This window comes from Methylobacterium terricola, assembly GCF_006151805.1.
GTDB lineage: Bacteria > Pseudomonadota > Alphaproteobacteria > Rhizobiales > Beijerinckiaceae > Methylobacterium > Methylobacterium terricola.
In genome coordinates, this window is record NZ_VDDA01000007.1 from 49,101 (window position 1) to 72,409 (window position 23,309).

The window sequence follows — 23,309 nt, forward strand, 5'->3', positions numbered from 1 at the left end:
TCACCCTCCGTCCCGGGATCAGAAAAGCCGCATGGCCTCGTCACTTCCCCCGGGTGCCCGCCGGTGATTCCGCGGGCGCCCACGACCGCGCTGATGCCCGTCGCCGAGGCGGCGGCGGCGCTCGCCCGCCTGGCGCGTCCGGTGGCAGCCGTCATGGCGGGCCTGACCGAGGCCGTGGGCGGGGTGGCGGCGCAGGATGTGGCGGTCGCGGCCGGCCTGCCCCGCGACCGCACCGCCCTGCGGGACGGCTGGGCAATGCGCGCGGATTCCGTCGTCGGCGCCTCGCCCTACGCGCCGGTGCGGCTGGCGCGGCCCCCGGCCTGGGTCGAGGCCGGCGACCCGCTTCCTCCCGGCACCGACGCGCTTCTGCCCCCCGAGGCGATCGGGGCCGACCCGTTGGAGATCGAGGCCGAGGTTGCTGCCGGGGAGGGCACCCGCGCCCCGGGCACCGAGCTGCCGGCGGGCATCCGCCTGGTCGCGGCAGGCGAGCGGCTGAGCGCGCTCCATGCCCTCGCCCTCGCGGCGGCCGGCATCGACCGCGTGCCGGTGCGCCGCCCGCATCTGCGCCTCGTCGGCACCGGACCCGACGCCCTGACCCCGGTCCTCCAGGCCTGGATCGTCGCCCGCGGCGGCACCGCCGAGATCGGCCGGGCGCCGGAGGGGGCCGGCGGCGCCGGAGCGGAGGCACTGGCGGCGGCCTTGGCGGACGCCCTGGCGCGGCCGGGCGCCGATGCCGTGGTGGTGATCGGCGGCACAGGGCCCGGCCGGCGCGACGCCAGCGCCGAGGCCCTGGCCCGCGCCGGGCGCCTCGAGGCCCACGGCGTCGCCTTGCGCCCCGGCGAGAGCGCCGGCTTCGGCGCGGCGGGGGACCGGCCGGTGCTGCTGCTGCCGGGGCGGCCGGATGCGGGTCTGGCCGCCTGGCTCGCCCTCGGCCGGCCGCTGCTGGCGGCGCTCGCCGGCGCCGCGGCGGACCCGCCGCACGTCGTTTCGCTGACCCGCAAGGTCGCCTCCGTCATCGGCCTCACCGAAGTGGTGTTCCTGCGCCGCGTCGCGGCGGGGGCCGAGCCCCTCGGCGGGGCCGAGATCCCGCTCCACCGGCTGGCCTTCGCCGATTCCGCCCTGCTGGTGCCGCCGGCCCATGAGGGTTATCCCGCCGGCACCCCCGTCGAGGTGCTGCCGCTGTGACCGTTCCCCCCGCCGATTCCTTCCTCGCCCGCCTCGCCGCGGCCTCGCGCCAGGAGCAGTTCCTGGCGGTGGTGAGCCGGGACGAGGCGATGGCGCGCTGGCGCGAGGCCGTGCCGCACGCCCCGCTGCCGCCCGAGACCGTGCCGCTCTCCGCGGCGCTCGGCCGGGTGCTTGCCGCCGACATCGCCTCGCCGATCGACGTGCCGCCGTTCGACCGGGCTCTCGTCGACGGCTTCGCGGTCCGCAGCGCCGACACCGAAGGGGCGAGCGAGGCCGCGCCGCGCCGCCTCGTCCTCAACGGCGAGATCCTGGCCTGCGGCGTCGCGCCGGCGCTCACGGTCGGCCCCGGCACCGCCACCCCGATCGCCACCGGCGGCGTGCTGCCGCGCGGAGCCGACGCGGTGGTGATGGTCGAGGCGACGGACTTCGAGGACGGGCCGGAGCCGGCGGTCGCGCTGGCGCAAGCCGCAAACCCGGGCCGGTTCGTCGGCTATGCCGGCGCCGACATGGCGCGGGGCGAGACGGTCCTGCGCCGCGCCACCCTGGTCACCGCCCGTGAGATCGGCATGCTGGCGGCCTGCGGCCTCGCCGAGGTCGCGGTGGTGCGCCGGCCCCGGGTGACCGTGCTCTCGACCGGCGACGAGCTGGTGGCGCCGGGCCGCCCCTTGGATCAGGGGCAGCTCTACGATTCGAACGGCGCCATCGTGGCGGCGAGCGTGGCCGAGAATGGCGGCGTTGCGGTCCCCGGCGGCATCGTGCCGGACGACGAGACGGCGTTGCAGGCGGCGCTCGCGCGCGCGCTCGCCTCGTCCGACCTCGTGGTTCTGTCGGGCGGCACCTCGAAGGGGGCGGGGGATGTCTCTCACCGCATCCTGTCGCGGCTCGGCGAGCCCGGCATCCTCGTCCACGGCGTCGCGCTGAAGCCCGGCAAGCCGCTCTGCCTCGCGCGGGCCGGCGACGTGCCGGTGGTGGTGCTGCCGGGCTTCCCGACCTCGGCGATGTTCACCTTCCACGAATTCGTGGTGCCGCTGATCCGGGCCCTCGCCGGCCTGCCCGCCCGGGAGGAGGAGACGATCGAGGCGCGCCTGCCGCAGCGCCTGTCCTCCGAGCTCGGCCGCACCGAATACGTGATGGCGGCGCTCTCCCGCGGCAGCGACGGGTGGGTCGCCCTGCCGCTGGCCAAGGGCTCCGGCGCCGTGACGGCGTTCTCGCAGGCGGACGGCTTCTTCGCCGTGCCGGCGGCCCGGGCGGGGCTCGAGGCCGGCGAGACCGTGCAGGTGTCCCGCATCGGCCGGGCGGCGCGGCCGCCGGACCTGATGATCGTCGGCAGCCACTGCCTCGGCCTCGACCGGCTGGTCGGACGCCTCGCGGAACGCGGCGTCTCGGCCCGCACCCTGTGGGTCGGCTCGGCCGGCGGCCTCGCCGCCTTGCGCCGGGGCGAGTGCGACCTCGCCGCCATGCACCTCCTCGATCCCGAGACCGGGCGCTACAACGCGCCCTACCTCACCCCGGGCCTCGCCTTGGCGCCGGGCTGGCGCCGGCTGCAGGGCGTGGTGTTCCGCAAGGGCGACGCCCGCTTCGCGGGCCGCTCGGCGGAGGGCGCGGTGGCAGGACTCTTGACCGAGGGCGAGGCGGTGATGGTCAACCGCAACACCGGCGCCGGCACCCGGGCGCTTGTCGAAGGGCTTCTGAACGGCGCCCGCCCGGCCGGGTATTGGAACCAGCCGCGCTCGCACAACGCCGTCGCGGCGGCGGTGGCGCAAGGCCGGGCGGATTGGGGCGTGGCGATTCGAACGGTGGCGGACGCCTACGGCCTAAGCTTCCTGCCGCTGACCGAGGAGCATTACGACTTCGCCTATCGCGAGAGCCGCCGCGACGAGCCGGCCCTGGCCGCGTTCCTGAGCCTCCTCGACGATCCGTCGCTGGCGCCCGACCTCGCCGCCCTCGGCTTCACCCGGGCGGGGGCCTGACGATGCGGGTCATCGGTCTCGCCGGCTGGTCCGGTGCCGGCAAGACGACGCTGCTCGTGCGGCTGATCCCGGTCCTGCGCGGCCGGTCCCTGCGCGTGGCGACGGTGAAGCACGCCCACCACGCCTTCGACGTCGACCAGCCGGGCAAGGATTCCTTCCGCCACCGCGAGGCCGGCGCCAGCGAGGTGATCGTGTCGTCGAGCCGGCGCACCGTGCAGATCCGCGAGGTCGAGGAAGAGGCCCGCCTGCCCGACCTGCTGCGCCGTCTCGGACCCTGCGACCTGGCGGTGATCGAGGGCTTCAAGCGCGCGGCGCATCCGAAACTCGAGGTCTACCGCCACGCCAATGGCCGCCCGCCGCTCCATCCGGACGATCCCCGCATCGTCGCGGTGGCGAGCGACCACCCCTTCCCGGAGGCAGGCCGGCCGGTCGTCCCCCTCGACGCGGTCGAGGCGGTCGCCGATATCGTGCTGGCGCGGTCGGAGCCCCTCTCGATGGTGCTGGAGCGGCTGGAATCCCAAGGGATGGAATCTCATGGCGCAGCTGACTGACGACTGCTTCGCCTTCGGCGGTCCCTTGCTCTCCGTCGAGGACGCCGCGGCCCTGATCGCCGGGCGGCTGCCGATCCTGGCCGGGACCGAGACCCTGCCCCTGGCCGAGGCCGACGGACGGGTCGCCGCCGCCGACATCCTCGCCGGCCTCGACCTGCCGCCCTTCGACAATTCCGCCGTCGACGGCTACGCCGTGCGCTTCGCCGATCTCGCGGCCGGGACGGAGACCGTGCTGCCGGTGCGCGGGCGCCTGCCCGCCGGCGCCCTGCCGGACGCCGCCGCGGTCCCAGGGGCGGCGCTGCGGATCTTCACCGGCGCCGCGATGCCGCCGGGGGCCGATACGGTGTTCATGCAGGAGGACGTGCGGCGCGAGGGCGACGTGGTCGTGCTGCCCGCGGGCCTCAAAGCCGGCGCCAACCGGCGCCTCGCCGGCGAGGACGTGGCGCGCGGCAGCACCGTGATCCCGGCCGGCCGCCGCCTCACGCCGCCGGACCTCGGCCTCGCCGCCGCGACCGGCCATGCCCGGATCGCGGTGCGACGCCGCCTGCGAGTCGCGGTGTTCTCGACCGGCGACGAACTGGCCGAGCCCGGCGCATCGTTGCGGCCCGGGGCGATCCACGATTCGAACCGGGTGCTGCTCGTGGCGCTGCTGCGCCGCCTGGGTGCCGAGGTGAGCGACCTCGGCATCCTGCGCGACGACCCCGCCGCCCTGCCGGAGCGGCTGCGGGCGGCCGCCGGCGGCCACGACCTGATCGTCACCTCGGGCGGCGTCTCGACCGGCGAGGAGGACCACGTCAAGGCAGCGGTGGAGGCGATCGGCCGGCTGGTGTTCTGGCGCCTCGCGATCAAGCCGGGCCGGCCCGTCGCGATGGGGCTGATCGGCGACACGGCGTTCGTCGGCCTGCCGGGAAACCCGGTCGCGGTCTACGTCACCCTGCTGTTCGTGGTCCGCCCCCTGCTGGCGCGCCTCGGCGGCGCTCTGCTCGACGCCCCCCCGAGCGAGCCGGCCCGCGCCGCCTTCGCCTACGCCAAGAAGGCCGGGCGGCGGGAATACGTCCGCGTCTCGTTGCGCCGGGGCGCCGACGGCGTCGTCGAGGCGGTGAAGTTCCCCCGCGACGGCGCCGGCATCCTGTCCTCGCTCACCGGCAGCGACGGGCTCGCCGAGCTGCCCGAGGCGGTGACGCGGGTCGCGGAGGGGGACCGGATCGAGGTGTTCAGGCATCCTCTGCTGTGGTGACGCCGAAGATTCGGGCAGGACACCGCCGCGATACCCTGGAGGAGTCTCGACCGCTCGTGCTAGAGGCGGCCGATCATGGGGGCCGACACCCGTGACACCTGCGTCAGGACAGGTCCCGGGTCGGCGTTCCTCGTGAGCCGAACGAGGGAAGACACTCGCCTGCGCAGCCTCCTCGACCGCCTCCGCACCGCCCTTGTGGCGCGCCGGCCCTCCTTCCCCGTGCGGTACGGCGTCGCGACGCTCGCGGTCGGTGCCATCGCGCTGCTGCGCTGGGCGCTGTTCGCCGAGTTCGCGCCGTGGTTCCTGTTCACGCCCGGCGTGGTCGTCGTCGCGCTGCTGCTCGGGGGCGGGGCGGGCCTGTGGGCGACGGGCCTGGCGACGGCCTGCGCCGGGATCGTGCTGCTCGCCGTGCCGCCGCTCGGCGCCCTGTCGCTGATCCAGGTCGTCGCCTCGACGATCTTCGCCGCCACCACGGCCGGCCTCGTCGGCGTGGTGGTCGCCCTGCGGCACGCGCTGATCGAGGCGGAGGCGTCGCGGGCCGCCCTGGCCCGCAGCGCCGCGGCGGCCGAGGAGCGCGAGGCCTTCGTGACCAGCGTGCTGGCGAGTTCGACCGACTGCATCAAGGTCCTGGACCTCGACGGCCGGCTGACCTTCATGTCCGAGGGCGGGCAGCAGGTGATGGAGGTCAGCGACTTCAACGCCATCCGGGGCTGCCCCTGGCCCGATTTCTGGACCGGCCAGGGTCACCAGGAGGCCGTCGCCGCCCTGACGGAGGCCCGCGCGGGGCGGGCGCGCAGCTTCGTCGGCCGCGCCTGCACGATGCGGGGGACGTCGAAGTGGTGGCACGTCGCCGTCAGCCCGATCCGCAACCCGGACGGCACCTTCGATCGCATCCTGTCGGTCTCGCGCGACATCACCGCCCTCCGCGAGAGCGAGGAGGAGCGCGACCGCTTCGTCCGGCTCGCCGAGACCAGCACCGACTTCATCGGCATGGCGCAGACCGACGGCCGGATCTTCTACCTCAACGACGCCGCCCGGCGCATGGTCGGCCTCGACGGGACCGACCTTACCGCGCTCACCATCGCCGACTTCTTCCCGCCGGAGCAGGTCGCCACGGTGGCGGGGGAGGTGCTGCCGGCGGTGGACCGCGACGGGCACTGGTCGGGCGAGCTGACGCTTCGCCATTTCCGGACCGGCGCGCTCATCCCGGTCCTGTCCTCGCTTTTCCCGGTCACCGACAGCGAGGGAGCGATCGTGGGCACCGGCACCGTGACCCGCGACTTCCGCGCCCGCAAGGCGGCCGAGGAGGAGCTGCGGCTCCTCAACGGCGAACTCGCTCACCGGCTCAAGAACGTGCTGGCGGTGGTGCAGTCGGTGACCCGGCAGACCCTGCGCAACGCCTCCGACCTCGGCCGGGCCAGCGAGGACCTGTCGGCACGGCTGGTGGCGCTCGGCACCGCCACCGACGTGCTCACCAACGCCTCCTGGCGCTCGGCCGACCTGCGCGAGCTGACCGCGCGGTCGCTCGCCCCCCACGGCGAGATCGGCACGCGGATCCGGCTCGACGGGCCCGACCTCACCCTGCAGCCTCAGGTCGCGGTTGCCCTCGCGCTGGCGTTGCACGAGCTGGCAACCAATGCGGCCAAATACGGTTCATTGTCGAACGACGCGGGACGGGTGGAGGTGAGCTGGCAGGTGCAAGGGGAGGGGAACGGAGAGGGCGCGGAGGCGCGGTTCCGGCTCGAATGGCGCGAGCAGGGCGGCCCGCCGGTGGCTCCCCCGACCCGGCGCGGCTTCGGCAGCACCCTGATCGAGCGCTCGCTGCGCTCGTATTTCGGCGGCACGGCCGGGATCGACTACCGCCCGGACGGCTTGGTTTTCGTGATGGATGCCCGCTTGAGCGACGCGGCGCTGGTGAGGGATGAGGCGTAGCGGTGGGGCAGAGCACACCGATCGGCACCAAGACCATCCTGGTGGTCGAGGACGAGGCGCTGCTGCGCTTCGACGTGATCGATTTCTTCGAGGATCGCGGTTGGCGGGTCTACGAGGCGGAGAATGCCGAGCAGGCGATCGCTCTGCTCGACCGCCACGGCGAGATCCGCGTGGTCCTGACCGACGTCCAGATGCCCGGCGCCATGGACGGGCTCAAGCTCGCCCATTACGTCCGCGACCGCTTCCCGCCGACCCTGCTGTTCGTCGTCTCCGGCCAGGCCCCGCCCTCGGCGACGGCGCTGCCGGCGCGGGCGACGTTCCTGCCGAAGCCCTTCGATCTGAACCGCGTGCTGCGGCAGATCGAGCGGAGCCCAGTCGGGTAGAGGACGGGCCCGCTCCGATCCGGCCGGGGCGTACGGCACCCCGGCAACGCCGTCCCCGTCAGCAGGCTTCTCCCTTTCAGCCTCTCGCGCCTCCCGGACGACTGACGCGTCGGCGGAAGCGGGGGCTGGGACAGGGGCCCTGGCTTACGGCCAGGACGCTCTAGCCGTTCGCCGCCGCGATCCGATCGGGCGATCGCTCAGCGATCTCCCCGCGTGATCGCCCGGTCCGCATTCACCCGCGCCGCCCAGTCCCTGGCCCGGTCCTGGCCCTTGAGGTCGACGAGCCGTGCCCCGCTCACGTCGGCATTCTTGAAATCCGCCCCCGCCACGGTCGCGCCGGTCAGGTTCGCCCCCGACAGGTCGGCGCCCATCAGCACCGCGTCGGTGAGGTCGGCGCCGCGCAGATCGGCATAGTCGAGCCGGGCGCGGCCGAGATCGGCGCCGCGCAGGGAAGCGCCCGAGAGGTTCACCGAGACGAACACCGTCCGCATCAGGCCCATCGACTGGTTCCTGATGTCGGCCCCGGCCTTCAGGCCAGTAAGGGTCGCACCGCTGAGGTTGGCGCCGCGGAAATCGCCGATCGGAATCGCGCGGCTGAGGTCGGCGCCGCCGAGATTGGCGTCACGCGCCGTGATGCCGAACAGCCGCGCGCCGACGAGCTTGGCACCGGAGAGATCGGCCTTGAGAAACCAGGATTGCTCGAGATTGGCGCCGCTGAGATCGGTCCCGCGGAGCAGCGCCCGGTTCAGGCGCGCGGTGCGCAGGTTGGCGCCGCGCAGGTCGAGCCCCGAAAGGTCGAGGCCGGACAGGGCCTTGTCCGAGAGGTCGACCGGCGCGCCGTCGACCTTCGCCTTGGCGATCAGCGCCTCGATGTCGGCCCGGGTCATCTCGGCCTTCGTCATCCTCGGCGAGGCCATGTCGGCGCCGAGCAGCAGGTCCTGCTCGGCGGCGGCTGGGCCTGCCAGTACGGCGAGCGCGGCGCAGAGGGTGAGAAGGCGCATCCGTGTCACTCCCGTCGGAGGCGACGCGCTTTGCATCGGGCGCCGGCCTGTTGCCCGCAATAGAGCATCGGGCGCCACCGGAGGCGAGGTCGACTGATGGCCGAGATCCGTCGACAGAGCCCTGGCCAGAGCCCTGGGCTGCGCGGACCGGCCAGGAAGCCGGCCCGCACTGTCTCCTCAATGCCCGTGCGCGGGCTCCCGCGCCGGCTCCGACGCATGCGCCGCCCCCGGCGCCGCATCCAGCCCCTCCTCGCGCACCCGCTTCCTCTGGAAGAACCGCATCGCGACGACGAAGAAGACCGGGACCAGGATCACCGCCAGCACCGTGGCGGTGATCATCCCGCCCATCACGCCGGTACCGATCGCCTGCTGGCTCTTCGAGGCCGCGCCGGTCGCGATGGCGAGCGGCACGACGCCGAAGATGAAGGCGAGCGAGGTCATCACGATCGGGCGGAAGCGCAGGCGCGAGGCCTCGACCGTGGCGGTGACGAGGCTGGTGCCGGGCTTCCACAGCTCGCGCGCGAACTCGATGATCAGGATCGCGTTCTTGGCCGACAGGCCGATGATCGTGATGAGGCCGATCTTGAAGTACACGTCGTTCGGCATCTCGCGGATGATCACGCCGGCGACCGAGCCGATCACGCCGAGCGGGATGACCAGCATCACCGCGAGCGGGATCGACCAGCTCTCGTAGAGCGCGGCAAGGCACAGGAACACGATCAGCACCGACAGCGCCAGGAGCAGCGTCGCCTGCGAGCCGGCCTGCTTCTCCTGCAGCGACTGGCCGGTCCAGGTGTAGCCGAAGCCCTTCGGCAATTCCGTCATCAGCCGCTCCATCTCGGCGATGGCGTCGCCCGAGGTGAAGCCCGCCGCCGGCTCGCCGGTGATGCGGACCGACTGGTAGCCGTTGAAGCCGATGATCTGGGCCGGGCCGACGCTCCACTTCAGGTCGGCGAAGGACGACATCGGCACCATCGTGCCGAGGTGGTTCTTGACGCTGTAGTTCAGCAGGTCGGCGGCGTTGAGACGCTGGGCATCCTGGGCCTGGACGATCACCCGCTGCATCTTGCCCCGGTTGGGGAAGTCGTTGGTGTAGACCGAGCCGAGATTGACCTGGATGGTGTCGTTGATGTCGGCGAAGTTGACGCCGAGCGCCGCCGCCTTCTCGCGGTCGATCACCAGCTCCGCCTGCGGGGCGGGCGGCAGGCCCTCGACGTAGACGTTCTTGAGCACCGGGCTCTTGCGGGCGAGCGCCAGCAGCTGCTCCTGCGCGGCCATGAGCGCGGCGTAGCCCTTCTGCGCGCGGTCCTGGAGGCGGAAGCTGAAGCCCGAGGCGTTGCCGAGGTTGTCGATCGGCGGCGGCTCGAGCGCCTGGATCACCGCGTCGCGGTAGCTCGCCATCGCCTTGTTGGTGCCGGCGACGAGCGCGGCGGCCGATTGGTCCTTGCCGCGCTGCGACCACGGCTTCAGCGTCACGAAGGCCTGCGAGGTCATCTGGCCCTGGCCCGAGAACGAGAAGCCGTTGACGATCGTCACGGTCGCCACGCCCGGCTGGGCCATCAGGTGCTCCTCGGTCTTCTTCACCGCCGCGAGCGTGCGGTTGAACGAGGAGCCCGGCGGGGTCTGGATGTCGACGGTGAAGAAGCCCTGGTCCTCGACCGGCAGGAAGCCCTCGGGCAGGCGCACGAAGGCGTAGGCGACGCCCGCGACCAGGATCAGGTAGACCACCATCATCCGGCCGGCCTTGGCCACCGCCCAGGCGACGCCCCGTCCGTAGCGGGCGGTCTCGCGGTCGACGATCCGGTTGAACCAGCCGAAGAAGCCGCGCTTGGCGTGGTGGTGGCCGGGCTCGACGGGCTTCAGCAGCGTGGCGCAGAGCGCCGGGGTGAGCGACAACGCCAGGAAGGCCGAGAAGGCGATCGAGGTCACCATCGCGATCGAGAACTGGCGGTAGATAATGCCGACCGAGCCGGGGAAGAACGCCATCGGGATGAACACCGCGACGAGCACCAGCGTGATGCCGATGATCGCGCCGGTGATCTGGCGCATCGCCTTGCGGGTCGCCTCCTTGGGCGACAGGCCCTCCTCGGACATGATCCGCTCGACGTTCTCGACCACCACGATCGCGTCGTCGACCAGGATGCCGATGGCGAGCACCATGCCGAACATGGTCAGCACGTTGATCGAGAACCCGGCGAGCAGCATGATCGTGCAGGTGCCGAGCAGCGCGATCGGCACCACGATCGTCGGGATCAGGGTGTAGCGGATGTTCTGCAGGAACAGGAACATCACGATGAACACCAGCACCACCGCCTCGACGAGGGTGTGCAGCACCTTCTCGATCGAGGCCTCGACCGCCGGCGTGATGTCGTAGGGGATGTCCCACTTCACCGAATCGGGGAAGAACTGCGACAGCTCCTCCATCTTGGCGCGGATCGCCTTGGCGGTGTCGAGCGCGTTGCCGTCGGGGGCGAGCGTCACCGAGATGCCGGCGGCCTCGCCGCCGTTGAGGCGGGTGGTGAACTTGTAGTCCTCGCCGCCGAGCTCGATCCGGGCGACGTCGCGCAGGCGCACGGTCGAGCCGTCGGGATTGGCCCGCAGCACGATGGCGCCGAATTCCTCGGGCGCCCGCATCTGGCCCTTCACGAGGATCGGGACGTTGATCTTGTGGACCTCGGGGCTCGGCTGCGCGCCGACGGCACCGGATGCGATCTGGACGTTCTGGCGCGTGATCGCCTGCGTCACGTCGGAGGCGTTGAGCGACAGGCCGCGCAGCTTGTCGGGGTCGATCCAGACGCGGAGCGACCGCTCGGTCGAGTACAGGGTGGCGCGGCCGACGCCCGGGATGCGGCGGATCTCGTTGATGACGTTGCGGATCAGGAAGTCGCCGAGCGCGACCTCGTCCATCGACCCGTCCTTGGAGACGAGGGTGATGATGTTGAGGGTCGCGGCGGACGCCTCCTCGACCAGGATGCCCTGCTGGCGCACTTCCGCCGGAAGCCGCGCCTCGACGCGCTTGAGGCGGTTCTGCACCTCGACGCCGGCATAGCCCGGATCGGTGCCCGGCTCGAAGTTCGCCGTGATCTCGACGACGCCGAACGAGTCGCTCGCCGATTCGAAGCTCTGGATGTTGGCCGCGCCGTTCAGCTCATCCTCGATGAGGCGCGTCGTGCCGGTATAGAGGTCCTCGACGGAGGCGCCCGGGAAGGCGGTGGAGAGGGCGATCGAGGGCGGCGCGATGATCGGGTACTGCGCCACCGGCAGCATCGGGATCGTGAGCGCGCCGCCGAGGCAGATGAACAGGGCGACGACCCAGGCGAAGACCGGACGGTCGATGAAGAAGCTGGCCACGATGCGGGTCCTCCTCAGCGCTGCTCGGTGGAGGCGGGTGCGGCCGGCGCCCCGGCCCCGGCGGCCGCCATCGTGGTGGTCTCGAACGGCACCGCCGCGACCTTGGTGCCGGCGACGATCTTCTGGAAGCCCTCGGCGACGACCCGGTCGCCCTCCTTCAGCCCGTCGCGGATCACCCACTGGCCCTCGACCACCGGACCGACCTCGACCGGCTGGAGCACCACCTTGTCGCCTTCCCCGACGAGCCAGACCTGGGCGCGGCCGTCGTTCGAGCGCTGCACCGCCTGCTGGGGCACCGCGATGGCGTCGGAATCGATGCCCTGCTTGATGCGCGCGCGCACATACATGCCGGGGAACAGCTCGCCGTGCGGGTTCGGGACGACGGCGCGCAGGGTCACCTGCCCGGTGCTCGGATCGGCGGTCACGTCGGAGAACAGCAGCCGGCCGGGCTCGGGGTAGAGCGAGCCGTCATCCATGATCACCCGGACGCTCGCCACGTCGGCGGCGAGGCGGTCGAGCTCGCCGCTGGCGAGGTCGCGGCGCAGCTTGTTCAGCTCGCCGACCGACTGGGTGATGTCGACGTAGATCGGGTCGAGCTGCTGGATCGTCGCCAGGTTGCTGGCACCGCCCTGCTCGACGAGGGCGCCCTCGGTCACCAGCGCCCGGCCGATGCGGCCCGAGATCGGCGCCCGCACGTCCGTGTAGCCGAGGTTGAGCTGCGCCCGGTCGCGGGCCGCCTTGGCGCCGGCGACCTCGGCCTCGGCCTGCTTCTGGGCCGCGAAGGCGGCGTCGTACTGGGCCTGGCTCGCGGTCTGGCGGGAGAGCAGGGTCTCCAGGCGCTCGGCCTGCTGGCGGGTCAGCACCAGGGCGGCCTCGGCCTTGGCGAGCGTCGCCTCGGCGCTGGCGAGGTCGGCGCGGAACGGCATCGGGTCGATCTTGTAGAGGATGTCGCCCTCCTTGACCTGGCTGCCCTGCTCGAAGGTGCGCTTGACGACGAGGCCGGCGACCCGGGCCCGGACCTCGGCGATGCGGGTCGGGGCGGCGCGGCCCGGCAGGTCGCGTTCGTAGGGGATCGGCTGGTGCCGGACCGTCACGATCGAGACCTCCGGCGGGGCGGCGGGAGCCGCGGGCGCGGCGGCCTGCTGGGCCGGCTTGCAGGCGGCGAGCCCGAGGAAGAGGGCGGTCGCTCCGAGGAGGATGCGGCGGCGTTGGATCACGGGTCGGTCTTTCCTGCACGCTGGGGAGGCCGCCGGGCACGTCGCGCCGCGGGGCATCCCGGCCCGGGAGGGCCAAAGGGGAATCGGACCGTCGAGGGGCCACAGGGCCGCCGAGACGTCGGACGAGGCTCGCGATGGGAACGCGTCGCGGCTCGAACGGATCATGGGGGAACGCACGCCGGATCCGCTGCCGACGCGCGCACGGCGTCGGTGCTCGAGGCGCGCAGGGTTCCGGGGCGTCGGTACGACGGCGCGGCCGCACCCGGGACGGGGCGACGGCCATCCTCGGGCTCAGGCCTTCGGTGGGCGCTCCGGCAGGGCGGCACCCTCGCGCACCAGGGAGCCGAGGCGGCGCGGCGGCATCAGCGTGGCGCCGCTCGCCCCCGGACCGTCTCCCGGGCAGGCGAGGTTCATGCTGGCGGCGCCCCCATCGTCCGGCCTCGGATTGTCGACCCCGCCGGCGGTGAGGGTGCAGGCCGGCGCCTTGACCCAGTGGGCGTGCAGGCTCGCCATCGGCGAGGCGCCCTGGGCCGCCCGCAGCACCGGCCCGGGACGGCCGCCCGCGGCGTCCGCCGCCGACACCGCCAGAATGGCGAGGCCGAGGCCGAGGAAGGCGGTCGCGCAGAGCCGCGCGAGAGATGTCCAGAAACGACCGGTCACAGAGCGGGACAGTGGGGGTTCCGACCGCGCCGCACAAGACGCCGCGACATTCTGTCAGGACCCCGACATGGTCCGGGCGACACCGCGCGGGGGCTTGATCGCCCCCGCACTCCGCCGTACCGGTTTTTCGAAACATCGATCGGGAGAAGCCTCATGAGCGCGGTGCGGGACGTCTACATCTGCGATTACGTGCGCACGCCGATCGGCCGCTACGGCGGCGCGCTCGCGAAGGTGCGGGCGGACGACCTCGCGGCTTTGCCGCTGGCGGAGCTGGCACGGCGGAACCCGTCCCTCAAGGAGGCGGTGGAGGAGGTGTTCCTCGGCTGCGCGAACCAGGCCGGCGAGGACAACCGCAACGTGGCCCGCATGGCCCTGCTGCTCGCCGGCTATCCCGAGCGGGTGGCGGGCCTGACCCTCAACCGGCTCTGCGCCTCGGGCCTCGACGCGGTCGGGGCCGCAGCCCGGGCGATCCGCTCCGGCGATATCGACCTCGCGGTGGCGGGCGGCGTCGAATCGATGACCCGGGCGCCGTTCGTAATGGGCAAGAGCGAGGGCGCCTTCCAGCGCCAGGCGGAGATTCACGACACCACGATCGGCTGGCGCTTCATCAATCCGGTGCTCAAGCACCAGTACGGTGTCGATTCGATGCCGGAGACCGCCGAGAACGTGGCCGAGGACTTCCAGATCGGCCGCGCCGACCAGGACGCCTTCGCGTTGCGCTCGCAAGCCCGGGCGACGCGGGCGCAAGCCGACGGCACCTTCGCGGCCGAGATCGTCGCGGTCGAGATCCCCAACCGCAAGGGCGGCCACAGCAAGGTGGAGCGCGACGAGCATCCCCGGGCCGACACCACGGCCGAGGGACTGGCGAAGCTGAAGCCCTTCGTCAGGAAGGACGGCACCGTGACCGCCGGCAACGCGTCCGGGGTCAACGATGGCGCCGCCGCGCTGGTTCTCGCCACGCGGGAGGCCGCGGAGCGGCACGGCCTCACCCCGATCGCCCGGGTGCTGGGCCTCGCCTCGGCGGGCGTGCCGGCGCGGGTGATGGGCATCGGGCCGATCCCGGCGGTCGAGAAGCTCTGTTCGCGCCTGGGCCTCAAACCGTCCGATTTCGATGCGGTCGAGCTCAACGAGGCTTTCGCCTCGCAGGCGCTCGCCTGCCTGCGCGGCCTCGGCCTGCCGGACGATGCCGACCACGTGAACCCGAATGGCGGCGCCATCGCGCTCGGCCACCCGCTCGGCATGTCGGGAGCGCGCATCGCCGGCAGCGTGGCGCTCCAGCTCGCCCGGACCGGCGGGCGGCTCGGCCTCGCGACGATGTGCGTCGGCGTCGGCCAGGGGGTGGCGCTGGCCGTCGAGCGGATCGGCTGAGGCGCGGGGCTCCTCCGCGGCGGGGCGACGCAGGGACGCCTCGCTTCGCCGTGGAAAAGCCACGCGGCAAGATCGAATTCCTTTCGATCGCCGCGATCCTCCCGCACTGCACCATGGCGAGGGCTCACCGCTTGGGCTAAGCATGGGGGGCTCTCGCTCGTTTCCCGGAACCCGCCCGGATGGAGCGGCCCGCCCCGCGGGACGCCCGCCGCGGCGCCAACGATCCCATGACCCTCCACCTTCTCTCCTCAGGCCCCGCCCTCCTGCCGCCCGGACGAAGCCGCCGCTTCGCCGGCCGGTCGCGCTGAGGCTCCGCCATGGCCAACAGAACCGGTTCGCGCCCGGGCGCGGACGAGACCGATGCCAAGGCCGATGCCAAGGCCGGCGTCGCGAAGACCGGCGAGGCCGAGGGCGGCGAGCCCGAGGCCGACTTCCTGACCGTCCTCGGCCAGCGCGTCCGCACCATGCGGGCGGTGCGGGCGATGTCGCGCAAGATGCTGTCGCAGACCTCGGGCCTGTCGGAGCGCTACATCGCGCAGCTCGAGAGCGGACAGGGCAACGTCTCGATCATCCTGCTGCGACGGGTGGCGCTTGCCATGGGCGTGCGGCTCGAGGACCTGATCGCCGCGGTCGAGAGCCCGCCCGACTGGCCGGTGGTCCGCGACCTCCTGGAGAAGGCGGGGCCCGACCAGATCGCCGAGGCCAAGCGCGTGCTGTCGGGCTCGGCCGCCCCCGGCGACGCCCCGACGCAGCGGGTGGCGCTGATCGGCCTGCGCGGCGCCGGCAAGTCGACCCTCGGGCGGATCCTCGCCGAGCGGCTGGGCTGGACCTTCGTCGAGCTCAACCGCGAGATCGAGCGCGAGAACGGCCTGTCGGTGGCGGAGATCTTCGCGATCTACGGCCAGGAGACCTATCGCCGCCTGGAGCAGGGGGCGCTGCGGCGGCTCGCCGAGCGGCCGGGCCCGATGGTGCTGGCAACCGGCGGCGGCATCGTCGCCGAGCCCGTGACCTTCGATCTCCTGCTCTCGGCCTTCTTCACCGTCTGGCTCAAGGCGCGGCCGGAGGAGCACATCCAGCGGGTGCGCGAGCAGGCCGCCAAGGGCATCGCCCCGACGCGGATGCCCGACAGCGACAACGCCCTGCGGGAAATCCGCGGTATCCTGGTCAGCCGCGAGCCGCTCTACGCCCGGGCCAGGGCGGTGATCGACACGGCCGACCACACCGTGGCCGAGACCGCCGCCGAGCTGACCGGCCTGGTCGAGAGCTATCTCGGGACCGGGGCGTAGGCCGGGGCCTCGAAGCCGCGGCCGAGGCCCTGAGGCTCTTCGGCCACGGCCGGCCGGCGAGCCACGAAAAACACGCCGGCGCACCTATTCTGGCCGCAAATGAGTCGGCAGGCTCCGGCACCAGATGATGTCGGGGTCGAGGAGCACGATGGAGAGTTCGAACCGGGCCGGGAGCTACGCCGCGGAAGCCGGCGAGGGCGGGCACGTGGTCGAGGCGGCGCACTTCTCCGCCATCCGCAGCGTCCGCACCGAGGCCGAGGCGCTCCTGACCCTCGCCCGTGCTCTCGACCACGAGTTGAAGGCCGGCTTCGGCGCCGCCGTCGCGGCGATCCACGAGATCCCCGGCCGGGTGATCGTGTCGGGCATCGGCAAGAGCGGGCATATCGGGCGCAAGATCGCCTCGACGCTGGCCTCGACCGGCACGCCGTCCTCGTTCATCCACCCGAGCGAGGCCAGCCACGGCGATCTCGGGATGATCACCCAGCAGGACATCGTGATCGCCCTGTCCTGGTCGGGCGAGACGACCGAGCTCGGCGACCTCATCAGCTTCTCTCGGCGCTTCGCCGTGCGGCTGATCGGCATGACCTCGAATCCGGCGAGCACGCTCGGCCAGGCCGCCGACATCCTGCTGCCGCTGCCGCTGGTGAAGGAGGCCTGCCCGCACAACCTCGCGCCGACCTCGTCGAGCGTGATCCAGTTGGCGCTCGGCGACGCTCTGGCGGTGGCCCTGCTCGAGCGCCGCGGCTTCTCGGCCAGCGACTTCAAGGTGTTCCACCCCGGCGGCAAGCTCGCGGCCCGGCTCAAGACAGTAGCCCAGCTGATGCACGCCGGCGAGGAGATGCCGCTGGTCCCCCGGGGCCTGCGGGTCTCGGAGGCCTTGATCGCCGTGATGGGCAAGCGCTTCGGCTGCGCCGGCATCGTCGACGATCACGGCCAGCTCGTCGGGATGATCACCGACGGCGACGTGCGCCGCCACATGAGCACCGGCGCCGGCCACAGCGACCTCCTCGCCCGGCGGGTCGAGGAGATCATGACCCCGACCCCGATCACCACCACCCCCGGCACCTTCGCCAGCGCCGCCCTGGAGCTGATGAACCGCAGCCGGATCACCGCCCTGTTCGCGGTCGATCGCGGCCGGCCGGTGGGCATCCTGCACATCCACGACATCCTGCGGGCGGGGGTGGTGTGAGGGTGGGGCGGCCGGCCCGATCCATGGCGGGTCCGGTCAGCGTCCGGGCAGGCTGGACAGCGTCCTGACCCCGACCCAGCCCCAGTAGACCCGGTGATGGGCGATGAGCCCGTCGGATAGGTCGATCATCTCCACGAGGTCGATCTGATCGCCCTCGGGCGTCTGGCGCGGGTACTCCCACGCCAGCTGCCGCCCGTCCGAGAAGACGACGCCGGTGCGGTACCAGCGGCCCAGGCCGTTCTGCGGCGAGCGGAATCCGGCCTCGAAGAAGTCCCGGATCGCGGCCTTTCCCGTCAGGAGACCCGTGCCGCCCTCCGGCATGGCTGCCCAGACGAGCGGGCTCTCGAAGACCGCATCGTCGGTGTAGAGCGCCATCAATCCGTCGATGTCGCGACGGACCACGGTCTCGTGCCACTGCTCGTGGATGTGGCGGATGGCGGCGTCGGTGCTCATGGGGGGAGGCTCTCCGGTTCCGGCCGATGGCCGGCACCGGATGCTAGCCCCGGATGCGCCTCGGACGCTTCGGCGTCCGCCGAACCGTAGGGCCTCGGAGCGGGCCCCGCTCAATAGGGCACCCCGGCCTTCCTCCTCTCCCGCAACGCCTCCGCGTACCACGTCAGCTCGTCGATGAAGCGCCCGGTCGGCCGTTCCAGCCAGGGCTGGAGCGGCCTGCCGTCCTCGTCCAGCGCCTTGTGCACCTCGGGGATCGGCAGGAGCGACGGAATGCTCGGGGTGCCGAGCTCACCCAGCATCGCGCGCAGCTGCATCGCCGCCCGCACGCCGCCGTAGCGGCCGGCCGAGTAGCAGACGATCGCCGAGGGCCGCCAGAAATACTCCTCCAGGAAGTGGTCGAGAGTGTTGGACAGGGCCGGCGGGATGCTGTGGTTGTACTCGGCCGAGACCACCACGAAGCCGTCGGCGCGGCGATAGAGGGCGGCGAGCCGCTCCAGGGCCTCGGGCGCCTCGCCCTTCGGGTATTCCTTGTACATCCGCGCCAGCAGCGGCAGGCCGAGTTCCACCGGATCGACCAGCGGCGCCTCGTGGCCGCGGCTTTCGAGGCTCTGAACCAGGTAGCGGGCGGCGCGCAATCCGTTGCGGCCTTCGCGCACAGAGCCGAGGATGACCGGGACGACGAGCGGCATGGCAGGCTCCTTCGGCGGGCTCCAGCGGGAACGAGCCCGCGTTAGATCCTAATCCATCTCGCCGCGACGCGAAGCCCCGCAGCCCATCACCCCGTGCGCACCGAGGCGACGTAGCCGCGAACCTCGCCGTCGAGATGCCCGGCCTGGCGCGACAGCGCCGAGGCCGAGGCCAGCATCCGCGCGGCGGCGTCGCCGGTCTCGCCGGCGAGACCGGCGACGGCACCGATGGTCTCGCGCACCGCGCCGGTCCCGGCGGCCGCCTCGCCGACGGTGCGGATGATCGCCTGGGTCGCCGCCTCCTGCTGCTCCACCGCCGCCGCGATCACCCCCGTTACGGTGCTGATGTCGCGAATGCGCCCGCCGATCGCCCCGATGGCGCCGACCGCCTGCTCGGTCGAGCGCTGGATCCGCCCGATCTGGCCGGTGATCTCGTCGGTGGCCTTCGCGGTCTGGCCGGCGAGTTCCTTCACCTCGGCGGCGACCACCGCGAAGCCGCGACCCGCCGCGCCGGCGCGGGCGGCCTCGATGGTGGCGTTCAAGGCGAGCAGGTTGGTCTGGCTGGCGATCGACGAGATCAGCCCGACGACGTCGCCGATCCGCGTCGCCGCCTCGCTGAGATCGCGCACCAGCTCGGCGGTGCGGGCGGCCTCGCCCACCGCCGCCTCGGCGCCCTCGGCGGAGGCGTCGACCTGCCGGCCGATCGCCGCCACCGAGGCGCCGAGATCGGTCAGCGCGCGGGCGACGACGTCGACGGCCTCGGCCGCGCCAGCGGCGGCGCCCGCCACCGCGCTCGCCTGGGCGGCGTTGCGGCCGGCCGTCGCCGAGAGGGTCTGGGCGGTGGCCTGGAGCTCGCCCGCCGCCTGCGAAACCTCGCCGACGATGCCTCCCACAGCCATCTCGAACCCGTCGGCGAGCTGGCGGGTCGCGGCGCGGCGCGCCCGCTCGGCCTCGCCCTCGGCGTTGCTCTGCTCGGCTTCGAGCCGGCGCAGACGCTCGATGTCGGCTGCGGCCGCCTCCGCGACATCGAGGGCCGAGCAGGCGCGCGCGACCCGGTGCGCGACCCACATCAGCACCCCGGTCTCCATGAGCACGATCACCGCATGGAGCAGCACCCGGGCGATGTCGCCGGTGGTGCCGCCCGGGAAGACCAGGGCCGGCACGGTCAGGCTGAGCACGAGGTGATGCAGGGCCGTCGCGCCCGCCGCCGCCAGCACCACCCGCCAGTCGCACCAGCCGACCAGCACCGCGAGGCAGGCGAAGAAGTACATGTGGGTGTCGGCCTGCCAGGGATGGCCGTCGAGGGCGGCGACCAGCAGGGCCGGCATGCCGATGAGCGCGACGCCGCTGGTCAGCCGGGTCGGCAGGCCGATCGGGTCGCGCCGCCACAGGAGCGTGGTGACCCCGGCGAGCAGGCCGGCACCGACGAGCTGGACGGGGTCGAGCCCGCCGACCAGGACCTGCGTGGCGGCGAGCACCGGCAGGTGCAGCCACAGGAGCGTCACCAGGACGCGCGCGAAGGCGCGCCGGAGCGTGTCGAGGGTCGTCATCGGCCTGAATCCGTGGAGGGCGGCGAGGGAGAGGGCGTGCAGGGGCCGGCCCAAGCCGGATGCACGACGAGCCAGGCCCCGGCGGCGTAGAGGCGGCGGGCGAAGCCCGGCTCGTCCGAGGCGGCGACCAACAGGGTGTCGAAGCGGCCGGCCCGCAGGAGGACGCCGCCGGCCGCCGCGACGATGCGGGCTGCCTCCGCCGCCCCGGCCCCCGGTGGGCCGAGCACGGCGACGGGGCCGGTGCGGGGGGCGAGCGCGACCAGGACCGGCACCAGTAGCGCCAGGGAGAGGGCGAGGGCGGCGGTGGGCCGGGCCGGGAGAGGCCGTCCGGACGGTGGCATCTCGGTTCGCTCCGCTCCTGAGAGGCAGATGACCGTTAGTTGCCATTACCTGACGAGAGGTAAAGTCGGGCACGGAAAGATCGCGCCCGATGGATTGAGTCTCACATCATCCCGAGCAGCCGCGGCAACCACAGCGAGATCGCCGGGACGTAGGTCACGACCGCCAGGAAGCCCAGCATGGTCAGGAGCCACGGCCAGACCGCGATGGTCAGCTCGGTGATGCCCATGCGGGTGATGCCCGAGGCCACGTAGAGGTTGAGCCCGACCGGCGGGTGGCACATGCCGACCTCCATGTTGACCACGATCAGGATGCCGAAATGCACCGGGTCGATGCCGAGCTTGGCGGCGATCGGGAACAGGATCGGCGCCATGATCAGCACGATCGAGGACGGTTCCATCACGTTGCCGGCGATGAGCAGCAGCAGGTTGACGATCAGCAGGAACACCACCCAGTTCAGGCCGGCCCCGGTGATCCAGCTCGCCATCGCCTGCGGGATCTGCTCGCTCGTCATCAGGAACGAGAACAGCACCGCGTTGGTGATGATGTAGAGCAGCATCGCGCTCATGTTGGCCGAATCGAGCAGCACCCGCGGCACGTCGCGCCAGGTGAGGTCGCGGTAGACGAACAGCGCGATGACGAAGGCATAGACGGCGCTGACCGCCGCCGCCTCGGTCGGCGTGAAGGCGCCGGTATAGATGCCGCCCAGCACCAGCACGATCAGCAAGAGGCCCCAGACCGACTTGCGGAACGCGACCCAGCGCTCGCGCCAGCTCGCCTTGGGCATGCGCGGATAGCCGAACTTGCGCGCCCGGTACCAGGTGGTGAGGCCGAGGAGTGCCGCCAGCATCAGGCCCGGGATCACGCCGGCGACGAACAGGGTCGAGATCGAGGCCGAGGAGACGCGCTGGCCGTCGGGCCCGAACACCACCGCGCCGCTCGTCGCCACCGAGTACATCACCATCACGATCGAGGGCGGGATCAGGATGCCGAGCGCCCCCGAGGTGGTGATGACCCCGGCGCCGAAGCGCTTGGGGAAGCCCTGTGCCACCATGGCGGGCAGGATGATCGAGCCGATCGCCACGACCGTGGCCGGGCTCGAGCCCGAGATCGCGGCGAACAGCGCGCAGGCCATCACGCCGGCCAAGCCCAGGCCGCCGTGCCAATGGCCGATCATCGCGGTGGCGAAGTTGATCATCCGCCGGGCGACGCCGCCATGGGTGAGGAAGTTGCCCGAGAGGATGAAGAACGGGATCGCCATGATCTCGAAGTTCTCGATCCCGGTGAACAGCTTCAGCGCCACCGCCTCGATCGGCACGGTGGTCATGGTGAACAGGAAGGTGAGCACCGACAGGCCGAGCGCGATCGAGATCGGCATGCCGGTGAGCATCAGGGCGATGAGCAGCCCGAAGATGATGGCGGCGTTCATCGCGCGGATCCTCCGGTGCGGGCCTCACGAGACAGGGTCTCGGCCAGGTCTTCCGCCGCGTGCGGGCTCTCGACCACGCCCTCGACATGGCCCGGATCGTGGTGGGGCAGCTCGCCGGTGCGCCAGAAGCGCCAGGCGACCTGCAGGAAGCGGAAGCACATCAGGGTGGAGCCGAGGGGAATCGCCAGGTAGACGATCCAGCTCGGAATCTCGAGGTCGGGCGTGGTCTGGTCGGTATCGACGAGGCCGTAGACGAAGCGCGCACCCATCGTGCCGACGATGGCCGTGAACAGCGCGCCGCTGAGCAGGCCGAACAGCACGATCCGGTTGCGCCAGGCGGGCGGCAGCTGGTTCACCGCCACGTCGACGCCGACATGGATGCCGGTGCGCACGCCGTAGGCCGCGCCGAACTTCGCCATCCAGACGAACATGTAGATGCACAGCTCCTGGGCCCAGGAGAGGTGGATCGCGGCGGTGATGGGGTAGAGCGCGTCGATGCCCGAGGCGTAGCGGTGCACGACGGCGACGAAGATCAGCAGCGTCGCGCCGGCCATCAGGCTCGCGATCAGGATTTCCTCGAGGCGGTCGAGGATGCGCAGGGGATGCATGGAATCTCCCGGGGGCTGGCGGAGGACGGGATCGCGGGACGGACGCCGTCAGGGCGCCTCGCCGTCGGGCCGGGGGTCGGGCGAGGGGTCGGGCCACGGGAAGCGGATGGTGCGGTCGCGCAGGCCGGCCAGAACCACCTCGACGCCGCCGGACTTCACCATCCATTCGAGCCGGTGGTCGCGGTACTCGCGCCGGCGCCCGCCGGTGGTGTAGAGGTCGGCGGCCTCGGCCATCCGGGCGGCTGCGGCGTCGAATTCCCGGAAGGTCTCGGCCACCGCGGGGCGCTCGCGCACCCGGGCATGCCAGCGGGCGAGGGGGCTGCCCACGCCGGGTCCGAGCCCGTAATGCACCGAGCGGTTGACCATCGGCGCCGCCGCCGCGTCGGCCCAGCCGAAGGACGCGCCCCCGAACCACTCCGCCTCGCCGAGCCGGCCGGCGAGCCAGTCCTGCAAAGTCCTCGTCTGCGCCGCCGCCTGGCCGCGCAGGTGATCGGCGAGGGCACCCGACGCACGGCGGAACCACAGGATCTCGCCGAAGCCCCAGTTCACCGCCTCGTACTGGGTGTCGCAGACCTCCTCGGTCATGCGGGCCCGGGCGCGGGCGGCAGGGTCGCGGGGCAGCAGCGGCGGCTCCGGCCAGCGTTCCTCGATGTATTCGAGGATCACGGTCGATTCGAAGATCGCGACCTCGCCGTCGACCAGAACCGGCACCTCGGTGCGCGGGTTGGCCTGCGCGAACGGGCCGTCGCTCCGTCCGGTGCCGAAGGTTTCGGGCAGCTCGGCGGAGAAGGCCACGCCCTTCTCGCGCAGCGCGATCTTGACCTTCTGCGCATAGGACGAGAGCGGATGCTCGTAGAGCAGCATGGCGATGGTTCCCCCCGGAGCCGTCTTGTTGGTTGGCGGGAGTGTCGCAC

At 72.5% G+C, this 23,309-nt stretch carries 20 protein-coding genes; 9 read left to right on the plus strand and 11 right to left on the minus strand.

Annotation, left to right across the window (positions count from 1 at the left end; genetic code table 11):
* Positions 1-93: 93 nt before the first annotated feature.
* The 6 genes from FF100_RS17200 to FF100_RS17225 all read left to right on the plus strand — a co-directional run bounded on the left by FF100_RS17200 (position 94) and on the right by FF100_RS17225 (position 7,258).
* On the plus strand, positions 94-1,185 hold the full coding sequence (locus FF100_RS17200; protein ID WP_171070211.1) for a molybdopterin-binding protein: 1,092 nt from the start codon (positions 94-96) through the stop codon (positions 1,183-1,185).
* Positions 1,182-3,155 (plus strand): molybdopterin biosynthesis protein, encoded by a 1,974-nt coding sequence (locus tag FF100_RS17205; protein WP_139036912.1) that lies wholly within the window; start codon positions 1,182-1,184, stop codon positions 3,153-3,155. Before FF100_RS17200 ends, FF100_RS17205 begins: the two co-directional genes overlap by 4 nt.
* 2 nt (positions 3,156-3,157) lie before the next feature.
* Positions 3,158-3,706: a molybdopterin-guanine dinucleotide biosynthesis protein B gene (gene mobB / locus FF100_RS17210; protein ID WP_139036913.1), complete on the plus strand. Its 549-nt coding sequence runs from the start codon at positions 3,158-3,160 to the stop codon at positions 3,704-3,706.
* Positions 3,690-4,943 (plus strand): molybdopterin molybdotransferase MoeA, encoded by a 1,254-nt coding sequence (locus tag FF100_RS17215; protein WP_139036914.1) that lies wholly within the window; start codon positions 3,690-3,692, stop codon positions 4,941-4,943. Before mobB ends, FF100_RS17215 begins: the two co-directional genes overlap by 17 nt.
* Before the next feature lie 132 nt (positions 4,944-5,075).
* A complete protein-coding gene (locus tag FF100_RS17220) occupies positions 5,076-6,875 on the plus strand; it encodes a PAS domain-containing protein (protein WP_205824934.1) in 1,800 nt (599 codons plus the stop codon).
* 2 nt (positions 6,876-6,877) lie between these two features.
* On the plus strand, positions 6,878-7,258 hold the full coding sequence (locus FF100_RS17225) for a response regulator (RefSeq protein ID WP_139036916.1): 381 nt from the start codon (positions 6,878-6,880) through the stop codon (positions 7,256-7,258).
* Between the two features lie 197 nt (positions 7,259-7,455).
* Here FF100_RS17225 and FF100_RS17230 read toward each other — a convergent pair whose 3' ends face one another.
* From FF100_RS17230 to FF100_RS17245, 4 genes are all read right to left on the minus strand, one after another.
* Positions 7,456-8,259 carry a pentapeptide repeat-containing protein gene (locus FF100_RS17230; RefSeq protein ID WP_139036917.1) on the minus strand — a complete coding sequence of 268 codons (804 nt, stop codon included), beginning with the start codon at positions 8,257-8,259 and terminating at the stop codon, positions 7,456-7,458.
* Between the two features lie 177 nt (positions 8,260-8,436).
* Positions 8,437-11,610 (minus strand): efflux RND transporter permease subunit, encoded by a 3,174-nt coding sequence (locus FF100_RS17235; protein ID WP_139036918.1) that lies wholly within the window; start codon positions 11,608-11,610, stop codon positions 8,437-8,439.
* A 14-nt stretch (positions 11,611-11,624) separates the two neighbouring features.
* The gene (locus FF100_RS17240; RefSeq protein ID WP_484206311.1) at positions 11,625-12,827 is read right to left on the minus strand and encodes an efflux RND transporter periplasmic adaptor subunit; all 1,203 of its coding nucleotides are present in this window, start codon (positions 12,825-12,827) and stop codon (positions 11,625-11,627) included.
* Positions 12,828-13,118: 291 nt separating this feature from the next.
* Entirely contained in the window at positions 13,119-13,487 is a 369-nt protein-coding gene (locus tag FF100_RS17245; RefSeq protein ID WP_139036919.1) for a hypothetical protein, read from the minus strand.
* A gap of 162 nt (positions 13,488-13,649) precedes the next feature.
* Here FF100_RS17245 and pcaF point away from each other — a divergent pair, with 162 nt between their 5' ends.
* From pcaF to FF100_RS17260, 3 genes are all read left to right on the plus strand, one after another.
* The gene (gene pcaF / locus FF100_RS17250; RefSeq protein WP_171070227.1) at positions 13,650-14,855 is read left to right on the plus strand and encodes a 3-oxoadipyl-CoA thiolase; all 1,206 of its coding nucleotides are present in this window, start codon (positions 13,650-13,652) and stop codon (positions 14,853-14,855) included.
* Positions 14,856-15,172: 317 nt separating this feature from the next.
* Positions 15,173-16,141, plus strand: coding sequence for a helix-turn-helix transcriptional regulator (locus FF100_RS17255; RefSeq protein WP_139036921.1), 969 nt, complete (start codon positions 15,173-15,175; stop codon positions 16,139-16,141).
* A 148-nt stretch (positions 16,142-16,289) separates the two neighbouring features.
* Positions 16,290-17,330: a KpsF/GutQ family sugar-phosphate isomerase gene (locus FF100_RS17260; RefSeq protein WP_139036922.1), complete on the plus strand. Its 1,041-nt coding sequence runs from the start codon at positions 16,290-16,292 to the stop codon at positions 17,328-17,330.
* A gap of 36 nt (positions 17,331-17,366) precedes the next feature.
* Here FF100_RS17260 and FF100_RS17265 read toward each other — a convergent pair whose 3' ends face one another.
* From FF100_RS17265 to FF100_RS17295, 7 genes are all read right to left on the minus strand, one after another.
* A complete protein-coding gene (locus FF100_RS17265) occupies positions 17,367-17,783 on the minus strand; it encodes a nuclear transport factor 2 family protein (protein ID WP_139036923.1) in 417 nt (138 codons plus the stop codon).
* 110 nt (positions 17,784-17,893) lie between these two features.
* A complete protein-coding gene (locus tag FF100_RS17270; protein WP_139036924.1) occupies positions 17,894-18,472 on the minus strand; it encodes an NADPH-dependent FMN reductase in 579 nt (192 codons plus the stop codon).
* An 86-nt stretch (positions 18,473-18,558) separates the two neighbouring features.
* Positions 18,559-20,019: a methyl-accepting chemotaxis protein gene (locus FF100_RS17275; RefSeq protein ID WP_139036925.1), complete on the minus strand. Its 1,461-nt coding sequence runs from the start codon at positions 20,017-20,019 to the stop codon at positions 18,559-18,561.
* Positions 20,016-20,360: a hypothetical protein gene (locus tag FF100_RS17280; RefSeq protein ID WP_139036926.1), complete on the minus strand. Its 345-nt coding sequence runs from the start codon at positions 20,358-20,360 to the stop codon at positions 20,016-20,018. The genes FF100_RS17275 and FF100_RS17280 overlap by 4 nt, the downstream gene beginning before the upstream one ends.
* Positions 20,361-20,461: 101 nt before the next feature.
* The gene (locus FF100_RS17285; protein ID WP_139036927.1) at positions 20,462-21,787 is read right to left on the minus strand and encodes a TRAP transporter large permease; all 1,326 of its coding nucleotides are present in this window, start codon (positions 21,785-21,787) and stop codon (positions 20,462-20,464) included.
* Positions 21,784-22,395, minus strand: coding sequence for a TRAP transporter small permease (locus FF100_RS17290; RefSeq protein ID WP_139036928.1), 612 nt, complete (start codon positions 22,393-22,395; stop codon positions 21,784-21,786). The genes FF100_RS17285 and FF100_RS17290 overlap by 4 nt, the downstream gene beginning before the upstream one ends.
* A 48-nt stretch (positions 22,396-22,443) precedes the next feature.
* Positions 22,444-23,259 (minus strand): glutathione S-transferase family protein, encoded by an 816-nt coding sequence (locus FF100_RS17295; protein ID WP_139036929.1) that lies wholly within the window; start codon positions 23,257-23,259, stop codon positions 22,444-22,446.
* Positions 23,260-23,309: the final 50 nt, after the last annotated feature.

Excerpts from the sequence above, each read along its gene's own strand:
- FF100_RS17230 (WP_139036917.1), bottom strand. The coding sequence starts at position 8,259 with ATGCGCCTTCTCACCCTCTGCGCCGCGCTCGCCGTACTGGCAGGCCCA.
- mobB (WP_139036913.1), top strand. The coding sequence starts at position 3,158 with ATGCGGGTCATCGGTCTCGCCGGCTGGTCCGGTGCCGGCAAGACGACG.
- FF100_RS17200 (WP_171070211.1), top strand. The coding sequence starts at position 94 with ATGCCCGTCGCCGAGGCGGCGGCGGCGCTCGCCCGCCTGGCGCGTCCG.
- FF100_RS17215 (WP_139036914.1), top strand. The coding sequence starts at position 3,690 with ATGGCGCAGCTGACTGACGACTGCTTCGCCTTCGGCGGTCCCTTGCTC.
- FF100_RS17290 (WP_139036928.1), bottom strand. The coding sequence starts at position 22,395 with ATGCATCCCCTGCGCATCCTCGACCGCCTCGAGGAAATCCTGATCGCG.
- FF100_RS17275 (WP_139036925.1), bottom strand. The coding sequence starts at position 20,019 with ATGACGACCCTCGACACGCTCCGGCGCGCCTTCGCGCGCGTCCTGGTG.
- FF100_RS17285 (WP_139036927.1), bottom strand. The coding sequence starts at position 21,787 with ATGAACGCCGCCATCATCTTCGGGCTGCTCATCGCCCTGATGCTCACC.
- FF100_RS17260 (WP_139036922.1), top strand. The coding sequence starts at position 16,290 with ATGGAGAGTTCGAACCGGGCCGGGAGCTACGCCGCGGAAGCCGGCGAG.
- FF100_RS17270 (WP_139036924.1), bottom strand. The coding sequence starts at position 18,472 with ATGCCGCTCGTCGTCCCGGTCATCCTCGGCTCTGTGCGCGAAGGCCGC.
- FF100_RS17265 (WP_139036923.1), bottom strand. The coding sequence starts at position 17,783 with ATGAGCACCGACGCCGCCATCCGCCACATCCACGAGCAGTGGCACGAG.
- FF100_RS17280 (WP_139036926.1), bottom strand. The coding sequence starts at position 20,360 with ATGCCACCGTCCGGACGGCCTCTCCCGGCCCGGCCCACCGCCGCCCTC.
- FF100_RS17255 (WP_139036921.1), top strand. The coding sequence starts at position 15,173 with ATGGCCAACAGAACCGGTTCGCGCCCGGGCGCGGACGAGACCGATGCC.
- FF100_RS17295 (WP_139036929.1), bottom strand. The coding sequence starts at position 23,259 with ATGCTGCTCTACGAGCATCCGCTCTCGTCCTATGCGCAGAAGGTCAAG.